Genomic DNA, 24,010 nt, shown 5'->3' on the forward strand with positions numbered 1-24,010 from the left:
CAGAGAAACCTCTGGAACAAACAAAGGCAACTTCAACCTCAGATGGGTTCATATTGCAATTAGTAACTTAAAGAAACATTTGCAAACGTACCATATGATATCAGAAAGGATGATGCAGAACTATCTTGATGAATTCTGTTACAAGCTCAACAGAAGATATTTCGGTCAAAAACTATTTGACAGGCTCATTATTGCTTCTATTTATCCATACTAGCATGATTGCGGATAATCATAATATTTTCTTAAAAAAATTTTACTTTAAAGAAAACAACACCAAAACTTTATCTTCCCTATCGATATCATCAAAGCTTTCGAAGTTTTTCTTTATCGACTGCATTTCCTTTATGCTTTTAATGTCTTTTGAATTCAAAGTCCCGATAAATTTGCCTTCCTTTGTTACCCCTAGAATTCTCTCAACATAAGCTCCTTTCAAATATTCAGAAAACAAATTTTTAGAGTCATATAAAACTTCATTTTTCATATCATAAATAAATACTTCAAATCCTTCAGAACTAAACCCCATAAAAGTGATGTATTTTCCCACTTCATAAAGATCATTTATACCAGCCAATGAGTTTGAATTCCAAAATTGCTGGAACTGTTCTTCATATGGTAAGGAAAAATAATCATCAGGAATTTTTCTCCTCCCATAATCCACAGCAAATTTGACTGAAACCTCCTCTGTTTTATGATTGTATTCGTAAATAGTATCTCTTGCTCCAATGGAAAAAATGGCACGATCACCTGATTTAAAAAGAGAATTTACATTTACAATTGGTGAATTATCTAACTTTTCGTCAAAAGGGAACCAACTTTTATCTAAGCCAAGCTCTTTATTCAAAACAACATTATCACCAAAATCCATGTGTGACAGATTCAAAGTAAATCTATCTTTACCGAAGACCACAAATTCTTTTACATAGGAATTAGGATTTACCTTGAACTCTTCTACAAAACTACCTTTGGGGTCGTAAACCATTTCCTTTGGCAAGTCCATAGGTAGTATCCAAAGTTTTTGATGTTCTTCATCCCAAATTACTTCTTGTATGAATTTAAATTCTTTTGGACCTACACCATTTTCATGAATGTGATTGATATATTCTCCATTTAAATCATAAATAAAAACAGCTTTACTATAAGATTTATCGCTAATAATAAAGTGCTCATCAGCATGAATTACTTTTTCTACATTCACGATTTGAGAGAATTGATTTTCTTTTAACCTAACTAGGCTTAAGCTTTCCACATCAAGCATATTAGAACCCAAATTATCTAGTGAAATAGTATGTTGCTCTAGATTCCTTTCTGACAAAGTACAAGAAATGGCAAATGGAATTATAAACAGCAATGAAAGTATATTTTTCAACATAGATTTAATTATTTTAAAAGTTACGATTAATAAAATAATTTCCCTTTAATAAAATTTTTGCTATCCAGAAATTTATAACCTAACTTGGTAAAGTTCTGAATAATAAACTCTATTTAAACTAAATATAAGAAACACTAGACATTTACGGTAAAAAAAATAGGTTTGATGGATAAATACCTCAAACCTATTCTTAACCATTAATTAAATTTATTTAACATTTGTAAACGTACATTCTGAATCAGCAAGGACATTACATGAGATTCCAAATGCAGGCCCCATTAAAGAAGTTCTTCTGCCACATACTGTAACAACAATTATTGTTCCACTAGAGTCAATTGACTCTTCACAACCATCACCTCCAGAACCAGGAAGTGACTCTTGGGCAATGTTGGTTCCTAAGAAAAACCCTGAAAACATTAGCATCGCTAATAAAATTAATTTTTTCATTTTCATAAAATTTAGTAGTTGTAATAATCTCCCTCCCAACCGTTGGAAGGGCCTAATTAAAAATCAAGCGCTCTATTTAATTCTTTTAAAACTAATATTTTTTTACCCCCCCCCCCATAATTTTTAGTTAAAAAATTTTTTTAAATAGCATATATTTCTGATAATCAATGACTTTATTTTTTATTGCTTACTTTATAATTTTTTTCAAACTCTTTAACACTGCACCACTAAAAACTTTATAAAAATAATTTGACAAAAGGATCAATTATCTACATCAAGCATATGCTTGATTGCATTTCAAAAATCAAGGCTTACACCTTCAACACTGAAGAAAACACATTTTTGATTGACACTTTATTACAAGATGCTGTCATTCGGAATTTTGAAGTAATTGGAGAAGCTGCCAAAAAAGTAGACCAAAACTTTAGGAAAAAGTACAACCAAGTTCAATGGAAGAAAATTGCTGGCATGAGGGATAAAATTATTCATGATTATATGGGTGTTGACCTAGTAGCAGTCTGGGCAGTCATTGAAATTTTCTTACCAGTTATAGAAACCCAATTCTTAGAAATTTTAGAAAAAGAAAGATAAAATAAATTTAGGCTTTAGTTAATAAAAACTTTATGTTTACGTTTATAACCTAAGCCAAAAAAATTATGAAAAAATCCTTATTCCTATCACTTCTTTTAACCCTTAGCTTTTTTTCTTTTTCCCAAGAATCCTCCAACATCCATGTGGGTATCTACCACAGTGGGGTAATTGGACAGGTCGGTATAGGTTCCAATATTGAAAATAAAAACTTCGGCGAGTTACGATTGACCGCCTCAGAACTTATAAATTTCCCTTTCACGATTGAAGGCTACTTCAATCGTAATTTGAAACAAAGCGAATGGTATAATCTTCATGCAGGCTTAATGTTGGGCTACAGTTTTGATGAATGGATAAGATTCGGTGTCCCTTTGGGGATGACATTCAAACCCATCAAAGAGCACCGTCAATTTGCCATTCTTCTCGAAGCAACCCCCAATTATTTCTTTGATGGATTGAATCTAAGAGCTAATATTGGCGTGCGATACAGCTTCAGCAATTAATGAAAAAAACAGTACTCGTCCTTTTCATCTTCGTTTTAGTAACCAATTGTAAAACACTTGAACCAACAACTTCAAGCAGGGTACCTGTCCCCTTAACAACTGTAGAAAAAACGGAAGAAAATGATGCTACTTCATCTATTGATCTGTCTTTTGTAGATGAAACATACCGGGGATTTGTTCCAGAGGTTGTTTCCAAAGACTTCTTTCTAGATTACAATGGCTTTGTATTGGAGTTTGACACCCTTACAAGAAATGCCAAATGGGTATGTTATCTGCTTTGCAGAGAGAATTTGGGGAATGCTGAAGAGCGCTCAAGTAATTTCAGGATGGAAAGAAGACTCGGAGATTACAGCCCTCGGGATGCCGCATACCGAAATTCTGGATTTGACAGGGGACATTTGGCCCCTGCGGCAGATATGGGCTACAGTGCGGAAAGTATGTATGATAGTTTTTTCCTCACCAATGCAAGTCCTCAAGTTACTGGATTCAATCGGGGAATATGGAAAAGATTGGAGGAGCAGGTTCGAAAATTTGCCGCTGAAAAAGACAGCATATATGTAGCCACCGGCCCGATCCTTCAAGCAAACCTTCCAGCTATGGGGGACAGTCCCATCCGGATACCTGACTATTTTTTCAAGGTGATCCTTAAAAAAGACACAGAAAACCCTCAAGGAATAGCTTTTATCCTAAAAAATGAAGCTGCCACAGGAGATTTAAAGAGTTTTGCGGTGAGCATTGATTCGGTAGAAGTTCTGACAGGCATCAACTTTTTCCCTCTCTTGACCCCTCTGCAAGAATCCAAAGCCGAAAAGATTTTCAACACGAGTTTTTGGTTTGGGAATTAACATCAATCAACATTCCTATCTAAAAAAGCAGTTCAAGCAAACCTGCCTGTCGGCACACAGGGGCGCCAAGACGCAAAAGAAATTGTCTTATTTCTTGATTCTTGTCTCTTGATTCTTGTCTCTTGCTTCTTGTTTCTAAACTCAAATTTGTCGTCTCCTGCTTGCAGCAGGCAAGTCTTGCCTCTCGCTTCGGTCCCTGAGCTTGTCGAAGGGCTCGCTTCTAAAAGAAATTCCACCCTTCATCCCATTCCTATTGGCCTTGTTCTCTTTTGTTTGAATATTTGATGTGAGAAGATCATCAATTTGAATCATCTGTATATGAAAAAATTTGTAATTATCGGACTGCTTCTGCTGAGTCAACTTGCATTTGCTCAACGCAGGACAGCAAGCCCTGTTGTGAAGGAGGCCTTGACAGAAAAAGCCTACGATGAATGGAAAAGCATCACCTTCCGTCAGCTCACACCCAATGGGCAACACTTGGCTTATACCCTCAACCCCGAGGACGGAGATGGAAAAGTCGTTTTCCAAAACCTAGCAAAAAATACTGAAAAAAGCGTAGACAGAGCCGCTTCAATTGCCTTGACAGCAGATAGCAAGCACGCTATTTTTCTAATTAAAGCTCAAAAGGATACCGTCACACTTTACAAACGCTTAAAAAAGAAAAGGGAAGAAATGCCAAAAGACTCTTTGGGGATTTTTAACTTTCAAACCCAACAAGTCACTAAAATTGCCGATGTTAAGTCATATAAAACTCCGTCCAAAGCTGGAGGTTGGTTGGCATATATTTCTGAAAAAATGCCAGAATCCACCGAGGAAGACAGTAAACCCAAAAAAGTATCTGATGAAAATGGATTTACACTGGTATTGGTCAACTTGACTACCGGAGAAGAGCAATCCATCCCTTATGTCAAGGATTACCAGTTTGACGAAAAAGGAACTGCATTGCTGTATTACAGCTCAGGTATTGGAGAAAAACAAGCAGGAGTCTATGTGCATGACCTGAGTTCCCGAAGTGCCTCTCTTTTGATGGAAGGACACTCCAAATACAAAATTTCCTATTTGAGTTTTGACGAGGCAGGAGAGCAGGTAGCTTTTATCGCTGATACCGACACGACCAAAGCACTCATCCGAAGTCCGCAACTGATGTATTGGAAAAAAGGTCAGGCCAAAGCTTCCGTACTGGCAGATGCGAAAACCGCAGGTGTACCTACCAATTGGTTGATTTCTCCGAATTACAACCCTTCCTTCTCCAAAGATGGAAAGCTTCTTTTTCTAGGCACAAACCCTCCTCCTATCGTACAGGACACCACTTTACTCCCAGAGGAAATCGTCAACGTGGAAGTTTGGCATTGGCAAGATGACTATATCTACACTGAGCAAAATGTACGTCTACCTCGGGAGCGAAGAAAAAGCTACCTGGCCGTAGTAGACCTGGCGGCAAATAAGCTTACGCAATTGGGTTCTGAAGAAATCGCTGATATCCGTTTGGACGAGGAAAGAAAAGCCGATTTTGTCTTAGGCATCGACGATCGAGCCTACCGAATGCTCCGAACTTGGGACATTTCCTCTTTCAATGATCTCTACTTAGTGAACATGAATGATGGAAGCACCAAGCAGATCGCACAAAAAATCAAAGGTAATGCCCGCCTTTCTCCGGATGCTGGATTTGTGTATTGGTATAGCAGCCCGGACAGTGCTTGGTACACCTACCATGTCACAAGTGGCAAGACCACTAACCTCACCAAAGGTTTGCCAGTTACCTTCAGCGATGAATTAAATGACTCGCCGGAGTATCCATCAAGTTATAATTTGGCTGGCTGGACTGTAAATGAAGAAAGTATCCTGATTTACGATCGCTACGATATCTGGAAGTTTGACCCACTTGGCATGAAAGCCCCAGAACGACTGACCAATAACGGGAGAGAAAATCAGTTGACTTACCGATTCGAAAAACTAGACGATGAAGAGCGATTCATTGACCTGAGCAAAACGCTTACCTTATCCATCTTTGACGAAAAAAACAAAGATGCAGGTTTTGCAACCCTTAAACCTGGAACAGCTACTCCTCAGCAATTGCTAAAAACAGGACATCGCTACAACCTGATTGCCAAAGCCAAAGAAGCGGATGTATTGTTATACACCAAAGAGAATTTCCAGGAATTCCCTGACTTGCATGTCGCAGAAGCCAACTTTGCGAAAGCAAAAAAAGTGACCACCGCCAATCCACAGCAAAGCAAGTACCGTTGGGGTACCGCTGAATTGGTAAAATGGCTTTCCTTGGATAATATTGAGCTAGAGGGAATCTTGTATAAGCCTGAAAACTTCGATCCGAACAAGAAATACCCTATGGTCGTGTTCTACTACGAGCGCTTCTCCAACACTTTGCACAATCACCACAAGCCAGAACCTGTCCGTTCGGCTGTACACCGCACCATGTACGTCAGCAACGACTACTTGGTGTTTGTGCCAGATGTAGTATACAAAATCGGTTTCCCAGGTGAAAGCGCATTGAATGCCATTTTGCCAGGAGTTACCAGTTTGATTCAGCAAGGGTTTGTAGATGCTAAAAAAGTCGGTTTACAAGGCCACAGCTGGTCAGGCTATCAGACCGCCTACATCTTGACCAAATCCAATATGTTTGCCGCTGCAGAAGCCGGTGCAATCGTAGCCAATATGACCAGTGCATATGGCGGCATCCGTTGGGAAACTGGTTTGGCTAGGGCATTCCAATACGAGAAAACCCAGTCTAGACTTGGTGTAAGTATTTGGGAAAACCCAACCCGCTACATAGAAAACTCTCCCTTGTTCTATGCAGACAAAATCGAGACTCCATTGCTATTGATGCACAACGATGCTGATGGTCATGTACCTTGGTACCAAGGAATCGAAATGTATGTTGCCATGCGCCGATTGAATAAGCCAACCTGGATGCTCAATTACAATGGTGAACCACATTGGCCGGTGAAACGTCAAAATCGCATCGATTTTCAGAAGCGTATGATGCAATTCTTTGACCATTACCTCAAAGACGCACCCATGCCTTCTTGGATGGTAAGAGGTGTGCCTGCTACTGAAAAAGGAATCCTTCAAGGGTATGAGTTGATGGAAGTTTCAGACAATTAACCACTAATCCATTCCCAACATTGAAAACCGATTATCTCTGAAAAAAGGATAATCGGTTTTTTTATACGCTAGAATTTCGGTAAGTTGAATCGTCAATCATTAACGTATTTATGCTTCGGAAATTCATAGCCCTGTTATTAGGTGCATGCTTCTATTCTTTTTTTGGTATTGCCCAAATTATGCCTTCACCAGATCGCAAGGAAGGGGAAGGCCCATACAAACGCTTAATTCTTCGCTCTGTTATCATGATCGATGGTACAGGTGCACCTCCCATTGGCCCTGTGGATATTGTAGTAGAGCAAAACCGCATTACAGGCGTACATATTGTAGGCTACCCAGGCCTTCCGATTAAAGAAAATCGACGTCCACAAGTAGGACCTGAAGACAAAGTCATGGAATTGGATGGACATTACTTGTTGCCAGGCTTGATCGATATGCACGGACACATCGGAGGCACAGGTCAGGGCACTCCTGCCGAGTATGTTTTCAAACTCTGGATGTCCCACGGCATCACCACCGTGAGAGACCCCGCGGCAAGCAATGGCCTTCAATGGGTTTTGGACCATAAACGCAAATCTGCTACCAACAGCATCACTGCTCCACGGATTTTAGCCTACACAGTTTTGGGACAAGGCAGTACCAAACCCCTTTCCAATGCAGCAGAAGCCAAGGCATGGGTCAATGAAAATGCCAAAAAGGGAGCTGATGGTATCAAATTTTTCGGAGCCAAACCCGAGATCATGCAAGCAGCATTGGAAGAAAACAAGCGCTTAGGACTTCGATCAGCCATGCATCATGCCCAGATGGATGTTGCACGCTGGAACGTCTTGCATTCGGCAAGGGCAGGCCTAACTACGATGGAACATTGGTACGGGCTCCCAGAGGCATTATTTACGGACCGCACCATTCAGGATTACCGCTTGGATTACAATTACCAAAACGAGCAACACCGCTTTGCCGAAGCAGGAAAACTTTGGAAGCAGGCAGCCCCTCCCTACTCCGAACACTGGAACAAAGTCATGCAGGAATTGCTAGATTTAGATTTCACACTTGACCCCACTTTCAATATTTACGAAGCGAACAGAGACCTCATGCGGGCACGGAGGGCAGAGTGGCACGAGGAATATACGCTTCCATCCCTTTGGAGATTTTACAAACCCAATCGAGAATCCCATGGCTCCTACTGGTTTGATTGGACTACTGAGGAAGAAATCATGTGGAAAGAAAACTACCGCCTTTGGATGACTTTTGTGAATGAGTATAAAAACAGAGGTGGAAGAGTCACGGCAGGTTCAGATTCCGGTTTTATCTATCAATTATATGGCTTTGCATTTATACGAGAATTGGAATTGTTGCGGGAAGCGGGTTTTCATCCCTTGGAAGTCATCCGTGCGGCAACCATGCATGCAGCAGAAGCCTTAGGTCTGGAGAAAGATTTGGGGACGGTGGAAGTCGGTAAATTGGCTGACTTTGTCATATTAGAAGAAAACCCTTTGCAAAACTTAAAAGTCTTGTATGGAACCGGTGCTATACGCATCGATGAAAACAATGAACCCATTCGGGTAGGCGGTGTAAAATACACCATCAAAGATGGAATCGTCTATGATGCCAAACAACTCCTCGAAGATGCCCGTACAATAGTAAACCAACACAAAGCCCGGGAAGAAAGCAGGAAACTGAAACAACCAGGACTGAATTGGTGAACAGTGAACAGTGCGTAGTGAACAATGGATAATTAGAAATGAGGAATTAGGAATGAATGTACCAAGTACGAAGTACCATGTACCAAGTAGGGATTTGGGATTGAGAAGAGAGATACTAGAAACGAGACCATAGACTCAAGGCGTGTTGAAAACCAAAAGTTTCCTTTAAAACGGAACTCACTTCACTGCTCACTATTCATTGTTCACTTCCAACTGCTCACTGTTCACTCAACTACGCTGTTCGAGATTTGCAATCTCGAACTAGAGATAATGAGGATTTGCAACCCTCTAAGGGGATTGACTTGTAGAAGGGATAGGGAAATGTCGAATAATGAATGCCAAACGCCGAACTTCGAAATTTCAAGTTATGCTTACTTCAGATTCAGAAAATATAAAAGAATAATCGTATTTCAACCACAATCGGCCCGTTGACAGTCGACAGTCGACTGTGGACCTCCAACCAATCAATAAAATGTACAAAGTACCAAGAACCGAGTACCAAGTTAGGAATTCAGAAATGAGAAGAGAGATACTAGAAACGAGACCATAGACTCAGGGTGTGTTGAGAACCAAAAATTTCCTTTAAAACGGAACTCACTTCACTGCTCACTATTCATTGTTCACTTCCAACTGCTCACTGTTCACTCAACTACGCTGTTCGAGATTTGCAATCTCGAACTAGAGATAATGAGGATTTGCAATCCTCTAAGTGGATTGACTTGTAAAAGGGATGGTAAATGTCGAATGATGAATGTTAAACGCCGAACTTCGAACTTTCAAGTTATGCTTACTTCAGATTCAGAAAATATAAAAGAATAATCATATTTCAACCATAATCGAGCCGTGGACCATCGACAGTGGACCGTCGACCTCTCAACACTAATAACTCAATTAACTAATCACTACTCACCAATCAACTAATCACTGTTCACTACCAACTGCTCACTGTCCATAACTCACTTAAACACTACCCCCCATGCCACACATACAACTCACCAATACCAAACTATTCTACATTAAGGAAGGCGAAGGAAAAGAAGTCGTTGTTTTTTCGCATGGGCTTTTGTGGAGCCAAAAAATGTTTCGTGCACAGGTAGAAGCACTGAAAAAAACTTATACTGTCATCGCTTACGATCATCGAGGACAGGGACAATCGGAAGTAAGTCCTGGAGAGTACGACATGGATTTGTTGACCCAAGACGCCTTGGAACTGATTGATAAGGTAGCTTGTCAACCCGTACATTTTGTAGGCTTGTCTATGGGTGGGTTTGTAGGGATGCGCTTGGCAGCACGCTATCCTGATAAAGTCAAAAGTTTGGTTTTACTGGAAACTTCTGCCAATCCAGAACCGGTGGAAAACCTTCCCAAATACAAATTCTTAAATGGTATTGTAAAATATGTCGGCGTGGTATCCTTTGTAGCTAAGAAAGTCATGCCCATTATGTTTGCTCAAAGCTGGCTGGAAAACCCCAAGAACAAGAAAGAATATAATTTTTGGATGAAGGAGTTACAGTCAAATAAAAAAAGCATCACTAAATCTGTAGAAGCAGTGATTTACCGAAAAGGAGTAGAAGAAGAAATTCGTAACATTCAGTGTCCTACTATGGTAGTCGTGGGGGATGAAGATGCTGCTACCAAACCAGAAAAAGCTAAATTCATTCAAATGTCCATCCCAAAGGCTGTGCTACATATGGTTCCCGGAGCAGGGCACTCCTCCTGTATAGAAAAACCCGATGAAATCAATAAACTGATTTTGGAGTGGCTGGAGGAACACCACTAAGCTGAAAAACTTTATTTTTATCTAATTGATTTTCAATATTTTACAATTTTTATCAAAATTTCCTAAGTTAAGTTTGAACAATTCAGATACATTTGATGTATATACATTGAATTCAATTGTAAGTATAAACACATGAGATTAGAAGAGGCAATCAAACAAAAAGAGTTTAAAGACCCTTACAACAAGGCTGTTGTGAACTTACTGTTTACGCATGGACATATCGTGGCCAAGCAAAGCGCCTTATTCAAACCTTTTGGTTTATCACCGGAACAATACAATGTCCTACGAATCCTCCGAGGTCAGCATGGAAACCCAATCACGGTCTCCTCTATCCAAGATCGTATGTTGAACAAGATGTCCAATGCTAGCCGATTAGTCGAAAAACTTAAGCAGAAAGGTCTTGTAGTAAGGGAAGAATGCTCGACAGATCGCAGACAAGTAGACGTTATTATCACGGATAAGGGTTTAGAAGTGCTAGAAGCACTCGAAAATGCCATCTACTCCCTCAATCGGGAATTGGTTCAATTGGATGAGCAAGAAATCCATTTACTCAACGCACTACTCGACAAATTACGAGGGTAAAAAAAATTTACCTTTTCAAATGTATAGACATTAAATGTATAAAAGTATAATAAACCAACACACACAAACACAAACACAATGAGCACACTAACTAAATGGGCAATTGACCCAACTCACTCCGAGGTATCTTTCAAAGTTAAACACTTGGTGATTTCTACTGTAACAGGATACTTCAAGTCATTCGAAGGTAGCGCTGAAACAACTTCTGACAGCGACTTTAACGGAGCGACTGTCTCTTTCTCTGCTGATATCAACAGCATTGATACTAATCAATCTGACAGAGATAATCACTTAAAATCTGCTGATTTCTTTGATGCTGAGAATTTCCCGAAACTTTCTTTCACAGGAACAGTGGATGGTGACAAATTGGTAGGTGAATTGACTATGAGAGGTACTACCAAGCAAGTAAGCATGGATGTTGAATTCGGTGGCATCGCAGGTGATCCTTATGGCAACACCAAAGCTGGATTTGAGATTGAAGGCAAAGTTTCCAGAAAAGAATTCGGTTTGACATGGAATGCAGTAACCGAAGCAGGCAATGTAGTCGTTTCTGACCAAGTCCGAATCATTTTAAGCATACAATTAGTTAAGCAATAAGCACTACTGCGAATGAGAGAATCTAAGTCACTTCGCTTAGGTTCTCTCTTTGAAACTATACCAACTATTACCACAGTACCCTTACCAATACTATCATGGCACTCATCACAGGAATTCATCACATTACAGCCATTGCTGGAAACGCTCAGGAAAATGTAGACTTCTACACAGGAATATTGGGACTTCGCATAGTGAAGAAAACCATCAATTTTGATGCACCAGATGTCTATCACTTCTATTTTGGCGACAAATTAGGAGCGCCAGGTACTGTTTTCACAACATTTCCATTTCAAGGTGCCAGGCCTGGAAAAAAAGGTACTGGCGAGATGACCTATACCGCATTTTCGATTCCTACCCAATCTTTAGACTATTGGATTGAGCGACTAAAAAAATACGATGTAGTGATTTCTGATGTATTGACACGATTTGGAAATCAACTGATCCGGTTTGAAGATCATGATGGAATGGGGATCGAGTTGATTGCCAATGACAGAGATAGCCGTGAAGGTTGGACATATGGGAATATACCAACAGAACATGCGATCCGAGGATTTTTCGGTGCAACACTTAATTTGAAGGCTAAGGAGTTGACTGAGCAATTACTTACCAAACATATGGACTATCGCTTCATTGGTGAGGAAAATGGCAGATTCCGTTATGGTACCAAAGGAGAGCCAGGGGACATCGTAGACATTGTGCTGGATAAAAATGGAAGACAAGGAATCCAAAGTGCAGGAACTGTACACCACATTGCTTTCCGTACTGCCAATCATGAGACGCAAACGGAAATTCAGAACATCCTATGGAACAATGGCTACCAAGTAACTGAAATCAAAGATAGAAACTACTTCCGATCCATTTACTTTAGAGAACCTGGAGGTGTATTATTTGAAATTGCTACTGATGAACCAGGTTTTGCCATTGATGAAGAAGAAGCACATTTAGGAGAATTATTGAAACTTCCTGAGTGGGCAGAACCACACCGAGAAAAAATTGAAAAGAACTTAACTCCCATAGCACTTAACCCTTTAAAATATGTCTAGAATCTATCAGGAAGGTAAAGAATTAGAAGCTGCAACCAAAGTAGCTATCATGATCCATGGCAGAGGGGGGACGGCTCAAAGTATTCTAAGCTTGAGTCAGGTTTTAAATTTAGATGACTTCGCCTTACTTGCTCCTCAGGCTCCTGGCAACACATGGTATCCTTTCAGCTTTATGGCACCTGACCCTAGCAATGAACCTTCATTTTCTCAATCTTTGCAAATCATTCATACGCTTGTACAAGAATTGGAAAGTAAAGGCTTTACTTCCGAGCAACTTTATTTGATTGGATTTTCACAGGGTGCTTGTTTAGCTTTAGAATATGCTACACAGCATGCTAAAAAATATGGAGCAGTAATTGCCTTTACAGGAGGCTTGATCGGTGAACAAATTCGTCCAGAAAAATATTCAGGAAACTTTAACGGTACACACGTGTTTATTGGATCAGGATTCAAAGATCCGCATGTCCCTCTTTCAAGAATTGAAGAATCAAAGGCGCTGATAAAAGCAGCTGGTGCACATGTCACTACCTTGATTTTCGAAGATTATGATCACACCGTCCGACAAGAAGAAATGGATTGGGTAAATGAACAACTACTTAATTAAAAAAATCACGAAGAGAGGTTGCTAGTCCCCATGCCCCAGAAGTTATTTTGGGGCATTTTTATTTCCCTCCTGCCAGTAAATAAAGTACAGCCATTCGAATAGCCACCCCATTCTCCACTTGTTGCAAGATGATGGACTGACCACTATCGGCAGCATCGGAGCTTAATTCCACCCCTCGGTTGATGGGGCCTGGATGCATAACGACGATTTCCTTGTCCAAACTTTCCAACATCCGCTTATTGATGCCAAAATAAAGGGAGTATTCACGAAGGGACGGGAAATACTTGATTTGTTGCCGCTCCAGCTGTATGCGCAACACATTGGCTACATCACACCACTGCAAGGCTTTCATAACATCCTGTTCCACCTTTACTCCCAAGCTTTCGATATGCTTTGGAATCAAGGTAATCGGACCACAAACCATTACTTCAGCACCTAGTTTTTGCAGACAGAAAATATTGGATAAGGCCACTCGGCTATGAAGAATATCTCCAATGATTGCCACTTTTTTACCGGCAACATCTCCCAATTTCTCCCGAATGGAAAAAGCATCCAGCAAGGCCTGCGTGGGATGCTCATGTGTACCGTCTCCAGCATTAACAATGTTGGCTTGGATATGCTTGGAGAGGAAATGAGGAGCGCCTACACTTGCATGCCTCATGACCACCATATCCACTTTCATCGAAAGGATATTGTTGACCGTGTCGATCAAGGTTTCTCCCTTCTTTACAGAAGAATTGGCAGAAGAAAAATTAATCACATCCGCAGAAAGTCGCTTTTCGGCTAATTCAAAGGATAAGCGTGTTCGGGTAGAATTTTCAAAAAAGATATTGGCAATGGTAATATCCCTCAGAGAAGGCACCTTTTTGATGGGCCTGTTGAGCACCTCTTTGAAATTATCTGCTGTTTGAAAAATCAATTCAATATCTTCTGCGCTGATATTTTTGATTCCAAGGAGGTGTCGTGTGCTGAGTTGTGACATGGGTTGTGTTAAACTTTTTCGGTAATCCAGATAGCGTCTTCTTCAAATCCCTTTTCGCTCCATTCTACGGAGACGTATTGACTTTCAAGGGTATTTACTTTGATGCCGCAGTAATCAGGCATAATCGGATAATCACGTGTATATTTTCGGTCTACCAAGACCATCAATTCAACTTTCTGTGGTCTCCCAAAGGCAATCATTGCATCCAAAGCCGCCCGCACTGAACGCCCTTTGTACAATACATCGTCTATCAGGATAACTTTTTTGCCTTCGATTAAAAAATCAATCTTGGTTTCATTGGCTTTGAGAGGAAAATCCCTTCTACGAAAATCATCCCTGTGAAAAGTGGCGTCCAAATAGCCATAAGGGACTTCAACCCCAGAGATTTTTTTGAGCAAACCCACAAGCTGTTCTAACACCACAATCCCTCTAGGCTGTAAGCCAAGTAGTACGGTATTGTCAAAATCATCATGATTTTCCATCAATTGGTGGCAAAACCGCTTGAGGACTATGGAGATTTGCTGCTGATCGAGGACAAGTCTTTTTTGCATGGCAAGGCTTTGCTTGCAAATATAGAAATAAGATAAAGATTGAAAGTACAGATGCGAGAATTTTAAAAAATCATATTGCTTAAAACGCCACCCTCAAACTCAAATTCACAAATACATTCTCCTGAAACGTAGGATGGGCATAGGCTCCCCAACGATAGTAGGCCCCGATACCAATTCCCTGCAAGCCAAAGCCTGAACGGTATTTGATTAAGTTTTGAAGTTCTATACCGGACTCCAAATACCCTTGTTCCATCGTCTGAAAAGGGAATGGCTGATCTCCAAAAGAATGATTCATAGAACCTATGGCAACACTTTGCACCAAGTTAAGCTGTGGTGCAATAGAGAGCATTGACAGGGTTTGTTGAAACAGCGGACCTGTCAGGTAGGAATAATTCGCAAAAACGGCTCTATCTGAAAAGAACTCGTAAATCCTCATGGTCTGAAAGTATGCGGGTAGGCTAAAAGAAAAGGTCCGCTCCTGCGGCTGAATCCCAAATCCGGTATTGAAATAGGATATCGGAATATCCGCTCCCCAAACACTCATCCCCTCCACATTCAGCTGATGCGTAGAAACGCCTTTTCTCCATTGATGCTGTGTTTTGAAAGCCAGCCTCCAAAAATCAGCCGTTCCATTCAACAGATCCGGAATTGCACGGGATGCATGCAAATGAAGTACAGGATATCCTATAGGCCCAGGCAGGATCTGTCTGCCTATTTTAGAATTACTTTCTTTAGAAATATACCTGACATTGAGGCCTACCTGAGTGGCTTGAAAAGGCTGATATAGATCTTGAATAGCCGCCAAATCAGCTACATTGGTAGTCCATAAAGGAATCCGACTTTCGGTACTAGCGGTGAGCCCCAGGCGCCAGTTTTGAAACGGAAGTTGAGAAAATTCAATCGCGTACCGCTGCACAGCATCCATTTTTTCAGCTAAAAAATTCCGAAACAAATCACTTGATGTTGCAAATGTCTGCGTACGCAAAAAAGGATTTGCTCCAATTTCAACTATATCCTTACTGTAGGAAAAACGGAGTTTTGACTCCCGAATGTCATTAAACAAAATGCTAGAACCAACGCCATACTTCCATGCACGATCCCGAAAACCATATCGAATATATCCATCTAATTCCAAATACCTGGAAAACTGTTGGTTGGTAGCAAGCCCAAGGCCTAAAGCCAATCCTTCGTGCTGATTGATCCGGAATAGATGCCCAGTCAACACATCTACACTCCCTACAGCAACCCTTCCTGTCAATAACTGAGAAAATACGCGTACTACATTCTGGGCCCTTTGACGGTTTTTTGCATCCATGTCTTCAAATCTTGAAAAAGCACGGGTCTCGGCAACTGTTAAAGAATCTCTGCGAAACTGTGCTATGGGATACCGTTCATTTTGAATATCATAAATCAACCCGACTCGAGGAATTTCCTTACTTGCAATCGGTTCATTCAGCCTGACATCAGAAATGAAATTCTGGCTCACCAACTTCATAGGGCTGCCGTTAACATCAAAATTTTTGAAAAAATAAATACTATTGATTTGCTCAGGAAACCAATACTGCCCGTCCCATCGGTTTTTTTGTTGCAATTCAAACTGTAGATTGCTTTGATTATTGAAGGAACTGAACACGATATTTTCAAGTGCATATTGATGCTGGGAAATCGTCATAAATCCGGTACCCAATAAGTACCCTTTAGATTCTTTTGGCTGAAAGCTGACCACATAGGACGTCGTCCCGTAAGATTGAATACTATCTTCCAAAAAATAGTCGTACTTCCTCATGCCATCACTCGTCATGGGATGCAGGTAGGGAATCTCCAATAAGGTGATATAGTCCTCATAAAATGAAAATGGCTGTATGGTACTCGATACCAGCGCTGTCAACAAATTTTCAAGACCTGATATTTGTGAAGCTTTGACTTTTTCATGCCTTCTACCCGGTTTCTTGTACGTTACCTCGGATAAACTTTCGGACACCAACAAATGCCCCCCATCAAACAAGGTATCAAATTTTGTTCGTCGAATACCATCCTCACTGATTCCGTCTACCGTAAAAATCATTTTATCATACGATTCATATCGGTAGCTGCTCAAATTGGATGGATTATTCAACTTTTTGTTGGCTATTGCCTTTCGTACGATTGGAAGTGCTGGATTCTCCCCTGCTACAAAAAGAAATTCCTTCAATTCAAGCTGCTTGGAGTTCATAAAAAAACGAGCATCCTGCTGTAGCTTGCTTACGGGGATCTTCAATTTCACATGACTGACATGTGAAAAAACAAGCGTATCCGCCCCAGGCTGCACCCTCAGCCGAAAATCCCCCAAAATATCCGAGACTACCCCTTGAGATTCAAAACCAATCCAATAAACATGCGCAAAAGGGATGGGCTCATCGGTTCCGAACTGCAGAACTTTCCCCTTGAGTAGCGAAGAATCCTGAGCAGTAGACTCCATGGGAAAAGCCCAACCAACGAAATAAAGAATACACGCAACCAACAAAAATCTTGTGTTCATAAAAGACATTAATTTGAAAATCATAGGCCCACCACTCCCAATGACTCAAAAGTGGCAGGCCTTATAAACTTCATCAATCTTGCAGACTTGCTTTTTTCACATTGTCTCCAGGCACTCTATCAATCAAATAATTATACGGATCGATCCCCACAAAATGTGGTTTCTCCTTGGTCTTAAACTTAAATGTATTTCCTTCCTGAGTTACTTTCAGTCGTTCATAAACTAATGGTTCTCCTAAAAGGTTTTTATTTTCAGTAAATCCAAAAACCCCAATATCAATAAAGTCGGCAATCGGAATGGAAGTCTCTTTCCCCAAGGAATCCGATCTGAACTTCTTGGACTCAGTAGTAAACTCTACCAAATACTCCTCCCCTTCTTGCGTGAAACTCGCATCTATCACACGGTTGGAGAATAAAGTAATATTCAGAAAGAGGTCATCGATCACATATTGCAAGCTATCCGGCGTATGAGCCCTGAAAACCCGAATGGCATCCATAGAAGTTGGATACGGGGACTTCTGATGCTTAAATTCCTCAATCAGCTGACGCAAAGCAGCATTGACCTGCGCTTCTCCTATCATTTCTTTCAAGTAATACATGGCCACAGAACCTTTTTCGTAGTGAATATATCCCTGCTGCTCTGTTTCCACCAATGGGCGTTCTGCTACAAACTCACTGCCTCTTCCCCTCAAATAACCGTCCATTTCATATCGAAGAAATTTCCTCATTTTATCCCGACCATACTCCTGTTCCATCACCATCAAGGCAGAATATTGTGTAATCGCTTCCATCAACAACTCAGCCCCCCGCATATTGGCGGCAATTACCTGATGTGCCCAGTACTGATGGGCTGTCTCGTGCGCAGTCACATAAAATACCAAGTCGATATCGTCCTCCGTAACTTTTCGAAGATCTGTGATAAAACCGATACGTTCACTATATGGCATGGTGCCAGGAAAGGACTGGGCAAAGCCCGCATATCTTGGAAATTCCACAATCCTCAGCTGACTGTGGTCATAAGGGCCAAAATTAGCTGTGTAATAATCCAAAGATTGGGTCATGGCGCTCACAAAATTGGGGATGTTATACGCATGACTTGGGACATGGTAGACTTCAATGTCCACATCATTCCAGCGTCCTCTTTCGACTTGATACGCCGCAGATAAGAAAGAGGTGAAATGCACGGAAGGCGCCTCTTGTTCATAAGCAAAATACTTTCTCCCATTTTCCTCCCACTCCCGCACTAACTTACCCGGGCTCACAGCAATCTGATCGGGAGATGTTCCTATGACTGACCTCACGGTAATCCAATCACTGTCTTTTCCGATGTAATGATAATTTCTTGCTGCTAAGTTGTTTTCATCCAATTCAGGCATGCGCTTTCTTTCAGGCAATCCTTTTTTGCGTCGCTTATTTCGATCTGCCATTTCAAATCGGGATTGATATCCAAAACTCGGAACCATGTCAGATGAGTAGAAAAAGCTACCATTCTTCAAAATGCTGGTGTTGGACACCCTGTTTTCAAAGCCTTGGGTACGCTTTTCTCCGCTTACTTTCATGACTAGCTGCTCTCCTGGAAGTAAAGGCTGGGCTAAGCTATAAATTCTATAGCCTAATCGCTCATCATTCATCGTTACTTCAGCCCCGTCTATCGTCAGCTGATAAGAATTCTTGGTATCTGGTAAGGTGAAATGAAGTTCGGAGATAGGCCCGTCTGTTCTATTCTCCATGACCCCAATGACTTCAAATGTCAGATCGCGGTCCTCTGGGAATAACTCGATGCGATAATCCATACTCACCCATTTAGGCTGCGGAAGTTCTTCGTACACTTTGTACGTTTGCTCATATTCCACTTGCTTATCTTCCAATTGCTTACTCGTCTCATAGGTATTCAACACTTGGGTATTGTAATAGACATTGGCTCCAATAGCGAAGAAAGCCCCTATAAACACCAAGAAAACTACCTTGCTACGACCAAATCGTTCCTTTGCCTCATCCCATCTCCCAGCGAATGCCGTGGTTTTCCCTCGCATAAAAAAGAGGTACGAAATATAAATCAAGATCAAAGCAAAAGCAACCCAATAGGCCTGAAACCAAGCAGTAGCTTCTTCCCATGGGCCAAATCCATTGACATCCGAATAGCTTCCACTAGAAACAGAACCATAGCTCAGCATCAGGGTTTCAATTTTGAGGAGCTCCAAGACGTAATCAGAAGCAATGATAAATACCACAAAGACAAAATAAGCGATGTAGCGATTGTTGATCAGGTAATGGAAAAAGACAGCTAATACGGTCAAATAGGTAAAGAAGAAAAAGTCATTGACAAGTAGGGAGCGCGCATACACCCCTAATTCAAAATTGAAATATCCATAGGAAGCTTGGGCAATGACCCCAATCAAGATCGTTGTGATCAAAATCAGTTGAATGCTGACCAATAAAGCTACTATTTTGGAGGAAAGAAACATTGCCGTTGCCGTAGGCGTAGCATCTTTGATTTCATCCAATTTGGCATCCCGATCCCTCCATACCAATACTCCGGAATAGAAAATAATGATACCGATTAAGAACAAGTAAAATGCTCCCGAAATGCTATCAATGACATCGTAGGTAAGGGGGTAATTGGAACTCCCGTATCTACCTGTAAAAAAGGTGAGGCCTGTAATCAGGTTGATGATACCAATGATTAAGATAATCAAGAAGGTCTGATTCTTGACGATAGCCTTCAATTCAAATCCAATCATTTTTACAAAGACTGGAATTGAAAAGCCTGTATTGTTGCTCAGCGATACTTCTGGTCTTTCCATCACGGGCATAAGTTCCTGACTGGCAGCTTGATTTTTTCTTTTCTTGCTTACTTTTTCTTTTTTCTGCTGAAAAGAAAAACGTGCAAACAGCGCTACCAGTAAAAGTGCAGCCAAACCCACCCATACCAATCGGTTGATCAACAAATCTCCTTTCAGCATTACAGCTGTGGTATTAAGCTCTTCTACGGTGGCATATTTGTTAGCCAGTGAAACCGGATAAAAACCAAAAGGGTCTAGCAAATTGGCTAACCATTCTTTCTCTATATCTGCTATAAAATTTCCCGCTACGGCATACAGGACCAATAAACCCATGGCCCCGATGTACGAAACCATGTTGTTTCGAAACGTGACTGCCAAGGCAAAAGTCAATACTCCAATAATAAAGGTATTGGGAATCCCAAAACTCAAAAAGCCTTGAATATGCCCATCCCAGTAGATAGGTCCGAAGCGGTTAGGGTCTGCCCAAGGCATTAGGGGACCGATGAGAGCTCCCACAGAAATCCCTAGCAAAGGGATGAGCGCAATTAAAAACGCACCAAAAAACTTCCCGAAGAAGTAGGAGGAGCGCTTGATGGGGTAAGCAAAAAGAATACCCGCAAATCCAGATTCAAAATCCCTATTTGCTGTGGCATTCATAAAGGCTGTAGTCATCAGCAAAGCTATCAAAGACATGACCCCATAATATTGCTGAATAACAGAAGGGGCATTTTTCTTCACACTGGTACTCGCTCCCCCTATCTGGATATCATCGCTGCTGACCGCTCCAAAGACCAAGAGCCCAATGACGAGGAAAAATATCCATAGCATAGGACTGCTGAGCCAGGTTTTTATTTCTTTTTTTAAGAATACAAACATAATCGAATGGTTTTAGAGAAGGTGTTAAACAAGTTGATTGATTTTGGCAAAAAATACATCTTCCAAATTAGCCTCTGCTGAAACAAAATCATTGGATGGGTGCGCTTCTGCAAACACATGGATTAAAGGCTTGCCACCGACGAGTTTATCCGAGATGACTGCATAATTCTCTCTGTATTCGGGCAGCCTCCCCTTTTCTATGCTTTTCTCATACACTTTCCCTTCAATTAGCTCTAAAGCCTCATCGACTCCTCCATTATATAACACTTCTCCCTTATTCATGATGGCCATTTGGGTACACAACTCCCGTACATCCTGCACAATATGCGTAGACAAAATCAAGATGGCCTCTTCTCCAATTTCGCTCAATAAGTTATAAAAACGGTTCCGTTCTCCTGGATCCAAGCCTGCGGTAGGTTCATCCACAATAATCAATTTGGGATTGCCAATCAGGCACTGTGCAATACCAAAGCGCTGCCGCATACCGCCTGAAAATGATTTGACTGCTTTTTTTCGGTGTTCAAATAGGTTGACCTTCTGCAATAAGTACTCTACCAAGTCTTTTCTTTCTTTGGCATGATTCACTCCTTTCAGCAAGGCCAAATAATCCAACAAATCCACCGCTGAACTACGAGGGTACACGCCAAACTCCTGAGGCAAATAGCCCAACACTTGTCTGACTTTATCCTTTTCTTTGAGCACATCGATGTCGCCTAAGCGTACATCACCACTATCCGCTTCCTGAAGTGTAGCGAGTGTGCGCATCAAGGAGGATTTACCGGCACCATTAGGGCCGAGTAGGCCAAACATGCCTTTTCCGATGGATAGGCTAACATCTTTCAAGGCATGCACCCCGTTGCCGTATTGTTTGTTGAGATTGTTGATTTCTAGTTTCATCGTGTTTGGATTAGTGAAGGTTTAGGATGAGAATTATATGATTGACGAAGGTTTTAAAAATATTAAATACGAATAACACTTGTTAATTTCCAAACGAAATACATGCCAGCACTGAAAATAAGTACTTAAGTGCTTTTTAAGCAGTTTTCTACAGGAGATTAGTTCGTTTATGGACATATTTTGAACGAAATCGATCAGTCTGCTTGATCATAAGCAGAGAGTATATTTTCTGTCTGCTCAATAAAATCTCCAAAAGCTTTCATATGCATCCATTTCAATAGAAAATACAAAGGAGGCATGGTCAATAAGCTCAGTCCCATCCCTTTTGCTAAAAAGGACACATTTACAATCAGGTCATCTGCATTGACTTCATCCGTCGATCCACCCATCAGTAAGCCAGCCAAATAGGCCAAGGGAAGGAACAACATGGATTGAAATTCAATCAGTTTAATTGTCTTCTTGGTTAAATCAAGCTGCTGCTGAAGGGTTGGAATGATGGGTTGATCCCAGTTGTCCAAAAGTCGATCAAATGCTTTGATCCGCTGATACATCAACCAATTAAAATACTGGTATATGACGATAAGTAGACCCAAGGTCAATCTTAGGGATATTTCGGGATAAATGACCAGCAAATAAATCCCAACGACAACACCCACCAAACCAAAGATCAAATTGCCAATCAAGTTTTTTCTCAGAGTCTTGATGGGGTTTTTGCTAGCTTCCAGTTTTTTCAGGACCAAATTCTCCTGTACTTCTGAGGCTTGCTCCCCCTTCATCTGCTGCCATAATTTATCAATCTCCATGGGCTGTCGCTTTTAAATAGTTGGTTATTTTTTCTTTAATTCTGTGAAGTTTTACCGTCAGATTATTGACAGTAACTCCCATAAATGCTGCAATTTCCGGATTCGAAAACCCATCCAAATGCATGGTGATGATGGTTTTATTTAAATCATCCAGACTTGAGATGCAGCGATAGAGCAATTCCACCTGTTCTTGATCAGGTTTATCAGCATAGGCAAGACCTTCGGCTTCTTCGAGATTTACTTGACTGATTTTTTGCTGCTTTCGCTTCGATGTAAGAATGGTGTAAAGGGAAAGTTTATACAGCCATGTATTGAATGAGGACTCCTGCCGGAATTTATCTCTACTTTTCCAAGCCTGAAGGATAATCTCTTGCTTGAGATCATCCTTATCGGTAGCATCAGGGACATAGAGTTTCAGCAGGTGAAAGATTGTTCCCTGATGCGTATTGATAAGCTGTAGGAATTCTTTTTCATCCATAAGAGGTGCTTTACAAAGCAATCGCTTCTACCGTATAGCCCTTTTGTTTGAGTAGGGAAATCACCCCAAGCTCTCCAGGAAGGTGGCCTGCACCCACCGCTACAAAGGAGGAGCCTTCTTTAAATAAATCCTCTAATGTCGGTATCCACGCTATATTTCTATTATCCAAGATGACCGCCTGAAACGCTTGCATCATTTCATTTTTGGACATATAAGCATACAGGTAATTCAAATCCCCAGATCCATAAATCTCCATCATTTGATATAACTCTTTCTTTCCTGTATTCTCTTTTAATGATCGGATAATCTCTTGAATTTGAAAATCTACGGGAATATTATCAAATATTCCCACTTGAAAGGCAGCTGTCTCCAAATCAATAACAGGCATTTCTTTAGCACTTGCTATACCCGCCAAATGAGTTTCCAAACTGAAAGGCACCTCGCAGTCCAAGAAACCCATTGTCAACATAGAGGTCAAGATAAATGGTTTCAGCACTCCCATTTGAGCTAAGCCTGCTCCAAACTTGCTGGAGAGATACGTATCCAATAATTTAAAATCTTCTTCGGGTAGATCTGTGTAGATATTTTCAAATCCAGGATTTACAGCTAATTGCTGCATTTCTTGCATGACAGCAGGATCAGTAGGGTTCAGTTCCAAGACAAGTGTCTTACTCTCGGCAAGTGCTTGTTGGAAACTAGGCTTACTCACAATGTCTTGCTCACATAATATATGCATAGTGCCAAACAGGTAAGAAGGTGACTCTAGGTCGTTCCCACTTACCTTCCATAGCAAGGTGTTTTCTTGGGCATATCCATTGAGGATAATGAAGGTTAGCGTAAGGATTAGTGTAAACTTTTTCATGTTTTTAATTTTTTGTTTTGATTCAATAGTGTCAATCGAGGAGCAAATATTACATCCAAGCAGAGGAAAAATTATTG

At 40.9% G+C, this 24,010-nt stretch carries 21 protein-coding genes; 11 read left to right on the forward strand and 10 right to left on the reverse strand.

Going from position 1 to position 24,010, the window contains the following annotated elements:
- Nucleotides 1–214 (forward strand): transposase (locus tag ACXIUD_RS00325; RefSeq protein WP_458050650.1); only part of this gene is annotated, 214 nt, incomplete at its 5' end.
- A 39-nt stretch (nt 215–253) separates the two neighbouring features.
- On the opposite strand, the gene ACXIUD_RS00330 is transcribed toward ACXIUD_RS00325, so the two are convergent.
- Nucleotides 254–1,369, reverse strand: a complete 1,116-nt coding sequence (locus tag ACXIUD_RS00330; protein ID WP_458050651.1) for a 6-bladed beta-propeller — start codon at nt 1,367–1,369, stop codon at nt 254–256.
- Nucleotides 1,370–1,576: 207 nt separating this feature from the next.
- A complete protein-coding gene (locus ACXIUD_RS00335) occupies nt 1,577–1,816 on the reverse strand; it encodes a hypothetical protein (RefSeq protein WP_458050652.1) in 240 nt (79 codons plus the stop codon).
- A 249-nt stretch (nt 1,817–2,065) separates the two neighbouring features.
- Here ACXIUD_RS00335 and ACXIUD_RS00340 point away from each other — a divergent pair, with 249 nt between their 5' ends.
- From ACXIUD_RS00340 to ACXIUD_RS00385, 10 genes are all read left to right on the forward strand, one after another.
- Nucleotides 2,066–2,407, forward strand: coding sequence for a HepT-like ribonuclease domain-containing protein (locus tag ACXIUD_RS00340; RefSeq protein WP_458050653.1), 342 nt, complete (start codon nt 2,066–2,068; stop codon nt 2,405–2,407).
- A gap of 65 nt (nt 2,408–2,472) precedes the next feature.
- On the forward strand, nt 2,473–2,907 hold the full coding sequence (locus tag ACXIUD_RS00345; RefSeq protein WP_458050654.1) for a hypothetical protein: 435 nt from the start codon (nt 2,473–2,475) through the stop codon (nt 2,905–2,907).
- A complete protein-coding gene (locus ACXIUD_RS00350) occupies nt 2,907–3,752 on the forward strand; it encodes a DNA/RNA non-specific endonuclease (RefSeq protein WP_458050655.1) in 846 nt (281 codons plus the stop codon). The genes ACXIUD_RS00345 and ACXIUD_RS00350 overlap by 1 nt, the downstream gene beginning before the upstream one ends.
- A 318-nt stretch (nt 3,753–4,070) precedes the next feature.
- Nucleotides 4,071–6,875 (forward strand): prolyl oligopeptidase family serine peptidase, encoded by a 2,805-nt coding sequence (locus ACXIUD_RS00355; RefSeq protein ID WP_458050656.1) that lies wholly within the window; start codon nt 4,071–4,073, stop codon nt 6,873–6,875.
- A gap of 110 nt (nt 6,876–6,985) precedes the next feature.
- Nucleotides 6,986–8,578: an amidohydrolase family protein gene (locus tag ACXIUD_RS00360; RefSeq protein ID WP_458050657.1), complete on the forward strand. Its 1,593-nt coding sequence runs from the start codon at nt 6,986–6,988 to the stop codon at nt 8,576–8,578.
- Nucleotides 8,579–9,554: 976 nt separating this feature from the next.
- Complete coding sequence (locus tag ACXIUD_RS00365; protein ID WP_458050658.1) at nt 9,555–10,358, forward strand: alpha/beta fold hydrolase; 804 nt, start codon at nt 9,555–9,557, stop codon at nt 10,356–10,358.
- A 132-nt stretch (nt 10,359–10,490) separates the two neighbouring features.
- Nucleotides 10,491–10,940: a MarR family winged helix-turn-helix transcriptional regulator gene (locus ACXIUD_RS00370; protein ID WP_458050659.1), complete on the forward strand. Its 450-nt coding sequence runs from the start codon at nt 10,491–10,493 to the stop codon at nt 10,938–10,940.
- 78 nt (nt 10,941–11,018) lie between these two features.
- Nucleotides 11,019–11,537 (forward strand): YceI family protein, encoded by a 519-nt coding sequence (locus tag ACXIUD_RS00375; protein ID WP_458050660.1) that lies wholly within the window; start codon nt 11,019–11,021, stop codon nt 11,535–11,537.
- Between the two features lie 92 nt (nt 11,538–11,629).
- Nucleotides 11,630–12,580: a ring-cleaving dioxygenase gene (locus ACXIUD_RS00380; RefSeq protein ID WP_458050752.1), complete on the forward strand. Its 951-nt coding sequence runs from the start codon at nt 11,630–11,632 to the stop codon at nt 12,578–12,580.
- On the forward strand, nt 12,573–13,184 hold the full coding sequence (locus ACXIUD_RS00385) for an alpha/beta hydrolase (RefSeq protein ID WP_458050661.1): 612 nt from the start codon (nt 12,573–12,575) through the stop codon (nt 13,182–13,184). Before ACXIUD_RS00380 ends, ACXIUD_RS00385 begins: the two co-directional genes overlap by 8 nt.
- Before the next feature lie 58 nt (nt 13,185–13,242).
- Here ACXIUD_RS00385 and ACXIUD_RS00390 read toward each other — a convergent pair whose 3' ends face one another.
- The 8 genes from ACXIUD_RS00390 to ACXIUD_RS00425 form a co-directional block, all read right to left on the reverse strand.
- On the reverse strand, nt 13,243–14,166 hold the full coding sequence (locus ACXIUD_RS00390; protein ID WP_458050662.1) for an aspartate carbamoyltransferase catalytic subunit: 924 nt from the start codon (nt 14,164–14,166) through the stop codon (nt 13,243–13,245).
- An 8-nt stretch (nt 14,167–14,174) separates the two neighbouring features.
- Entirely contained in the window at nt 14,175–14,717 is a 543-nt protein-coding gene (pyrR, locus tag ACXIUD_RS00395; protein ID WP_458050663.1) for a bifunctional pyr operon transcriptional regulator/uracil phosphoribosyltransferase PyrR, read from the reverse strand.
- A gap of 79 nt (nt 14,718–14,796) precedes the next feature.
- Nucleotides 14,797–17,235, reverse strand: coding sequence for a DUF5686 family protein (locus ACXIUD_RS00400; RefSeq protein ID WP_458050664.1), 2,439 nt, complete (start codon nt 17,233–17,235; stop codon nt 14,797–14,799).
- 73 nt (nt 17,236–17,308) lie between these two features.
- Nucleotides 17,309–20,893 (reverse strand): M1 family aminopeptidase, encoded by a 3,585-nt coding sequence (locus ACXIUD_RS00405; RefSeq protein WP_458050665.1) that lies wholly within the window; start codon nt 20,891–20,893, stop codon nt 17,309–17,311.
- Nucleotides 20,894–20,917: 24 nt separating this feature from the next.
- Complete coding sequence (locus ACXIUD_RS00410) at nt 20,918–21,790, reverse strand: ABC transporter ATP-binding protein (protein WP_458050666.1); 873 nt, start codon at nt 21,788–21,790, stop codon at nt 20,918–20,920.
- Between the two features lie 194 nt (nt 21,791–21,984).
- Nucleotides 21,985–22,593, reverse strand: a complete 609-nt coding sequence (locus ACXIUD_RS00415; protein ID WP_458050667.1) for a hypothetical protein — start codon at nt 22,591–22,593, stop codon at nt 21,985–21,987.
- Nucleotides 22,583–23,071 carry an RNA polymerase sigma factor gene (locus ACXIUD_RS00420; RefSeq protein WP_458050668.1) on the reverse strand — a complete coding sequence of 163 codons (489 nt, stop codon included), beginning with the start codon at nt 23,069–23,071 and terminating at the stop codon, nt 22,583–22,585. The genes ACXIUD_RS00415 and ACXIUD_RS00420 overlap by 11 nt, the downstream gene beginning before the upstream one ends.
- A gap of 10 nt (nt 23,072–23,081) precedes the next feature.
- On the reverse strand, nt 23,082–23,933 hold the full coding sequence (locus ACXIUD_RS00425; protein WP_458050669.1) for a TraB/GumN family protein: 852 nt from the start codon (nt 23,931–23,933) through the stop codon (nt 23,082–23,084).
- Nucleotides 23,934–24,010: the final 77 nt, after the last annotated feature.

This window comes from Mongoliitalea sp., from assembly GCF_054166905.1.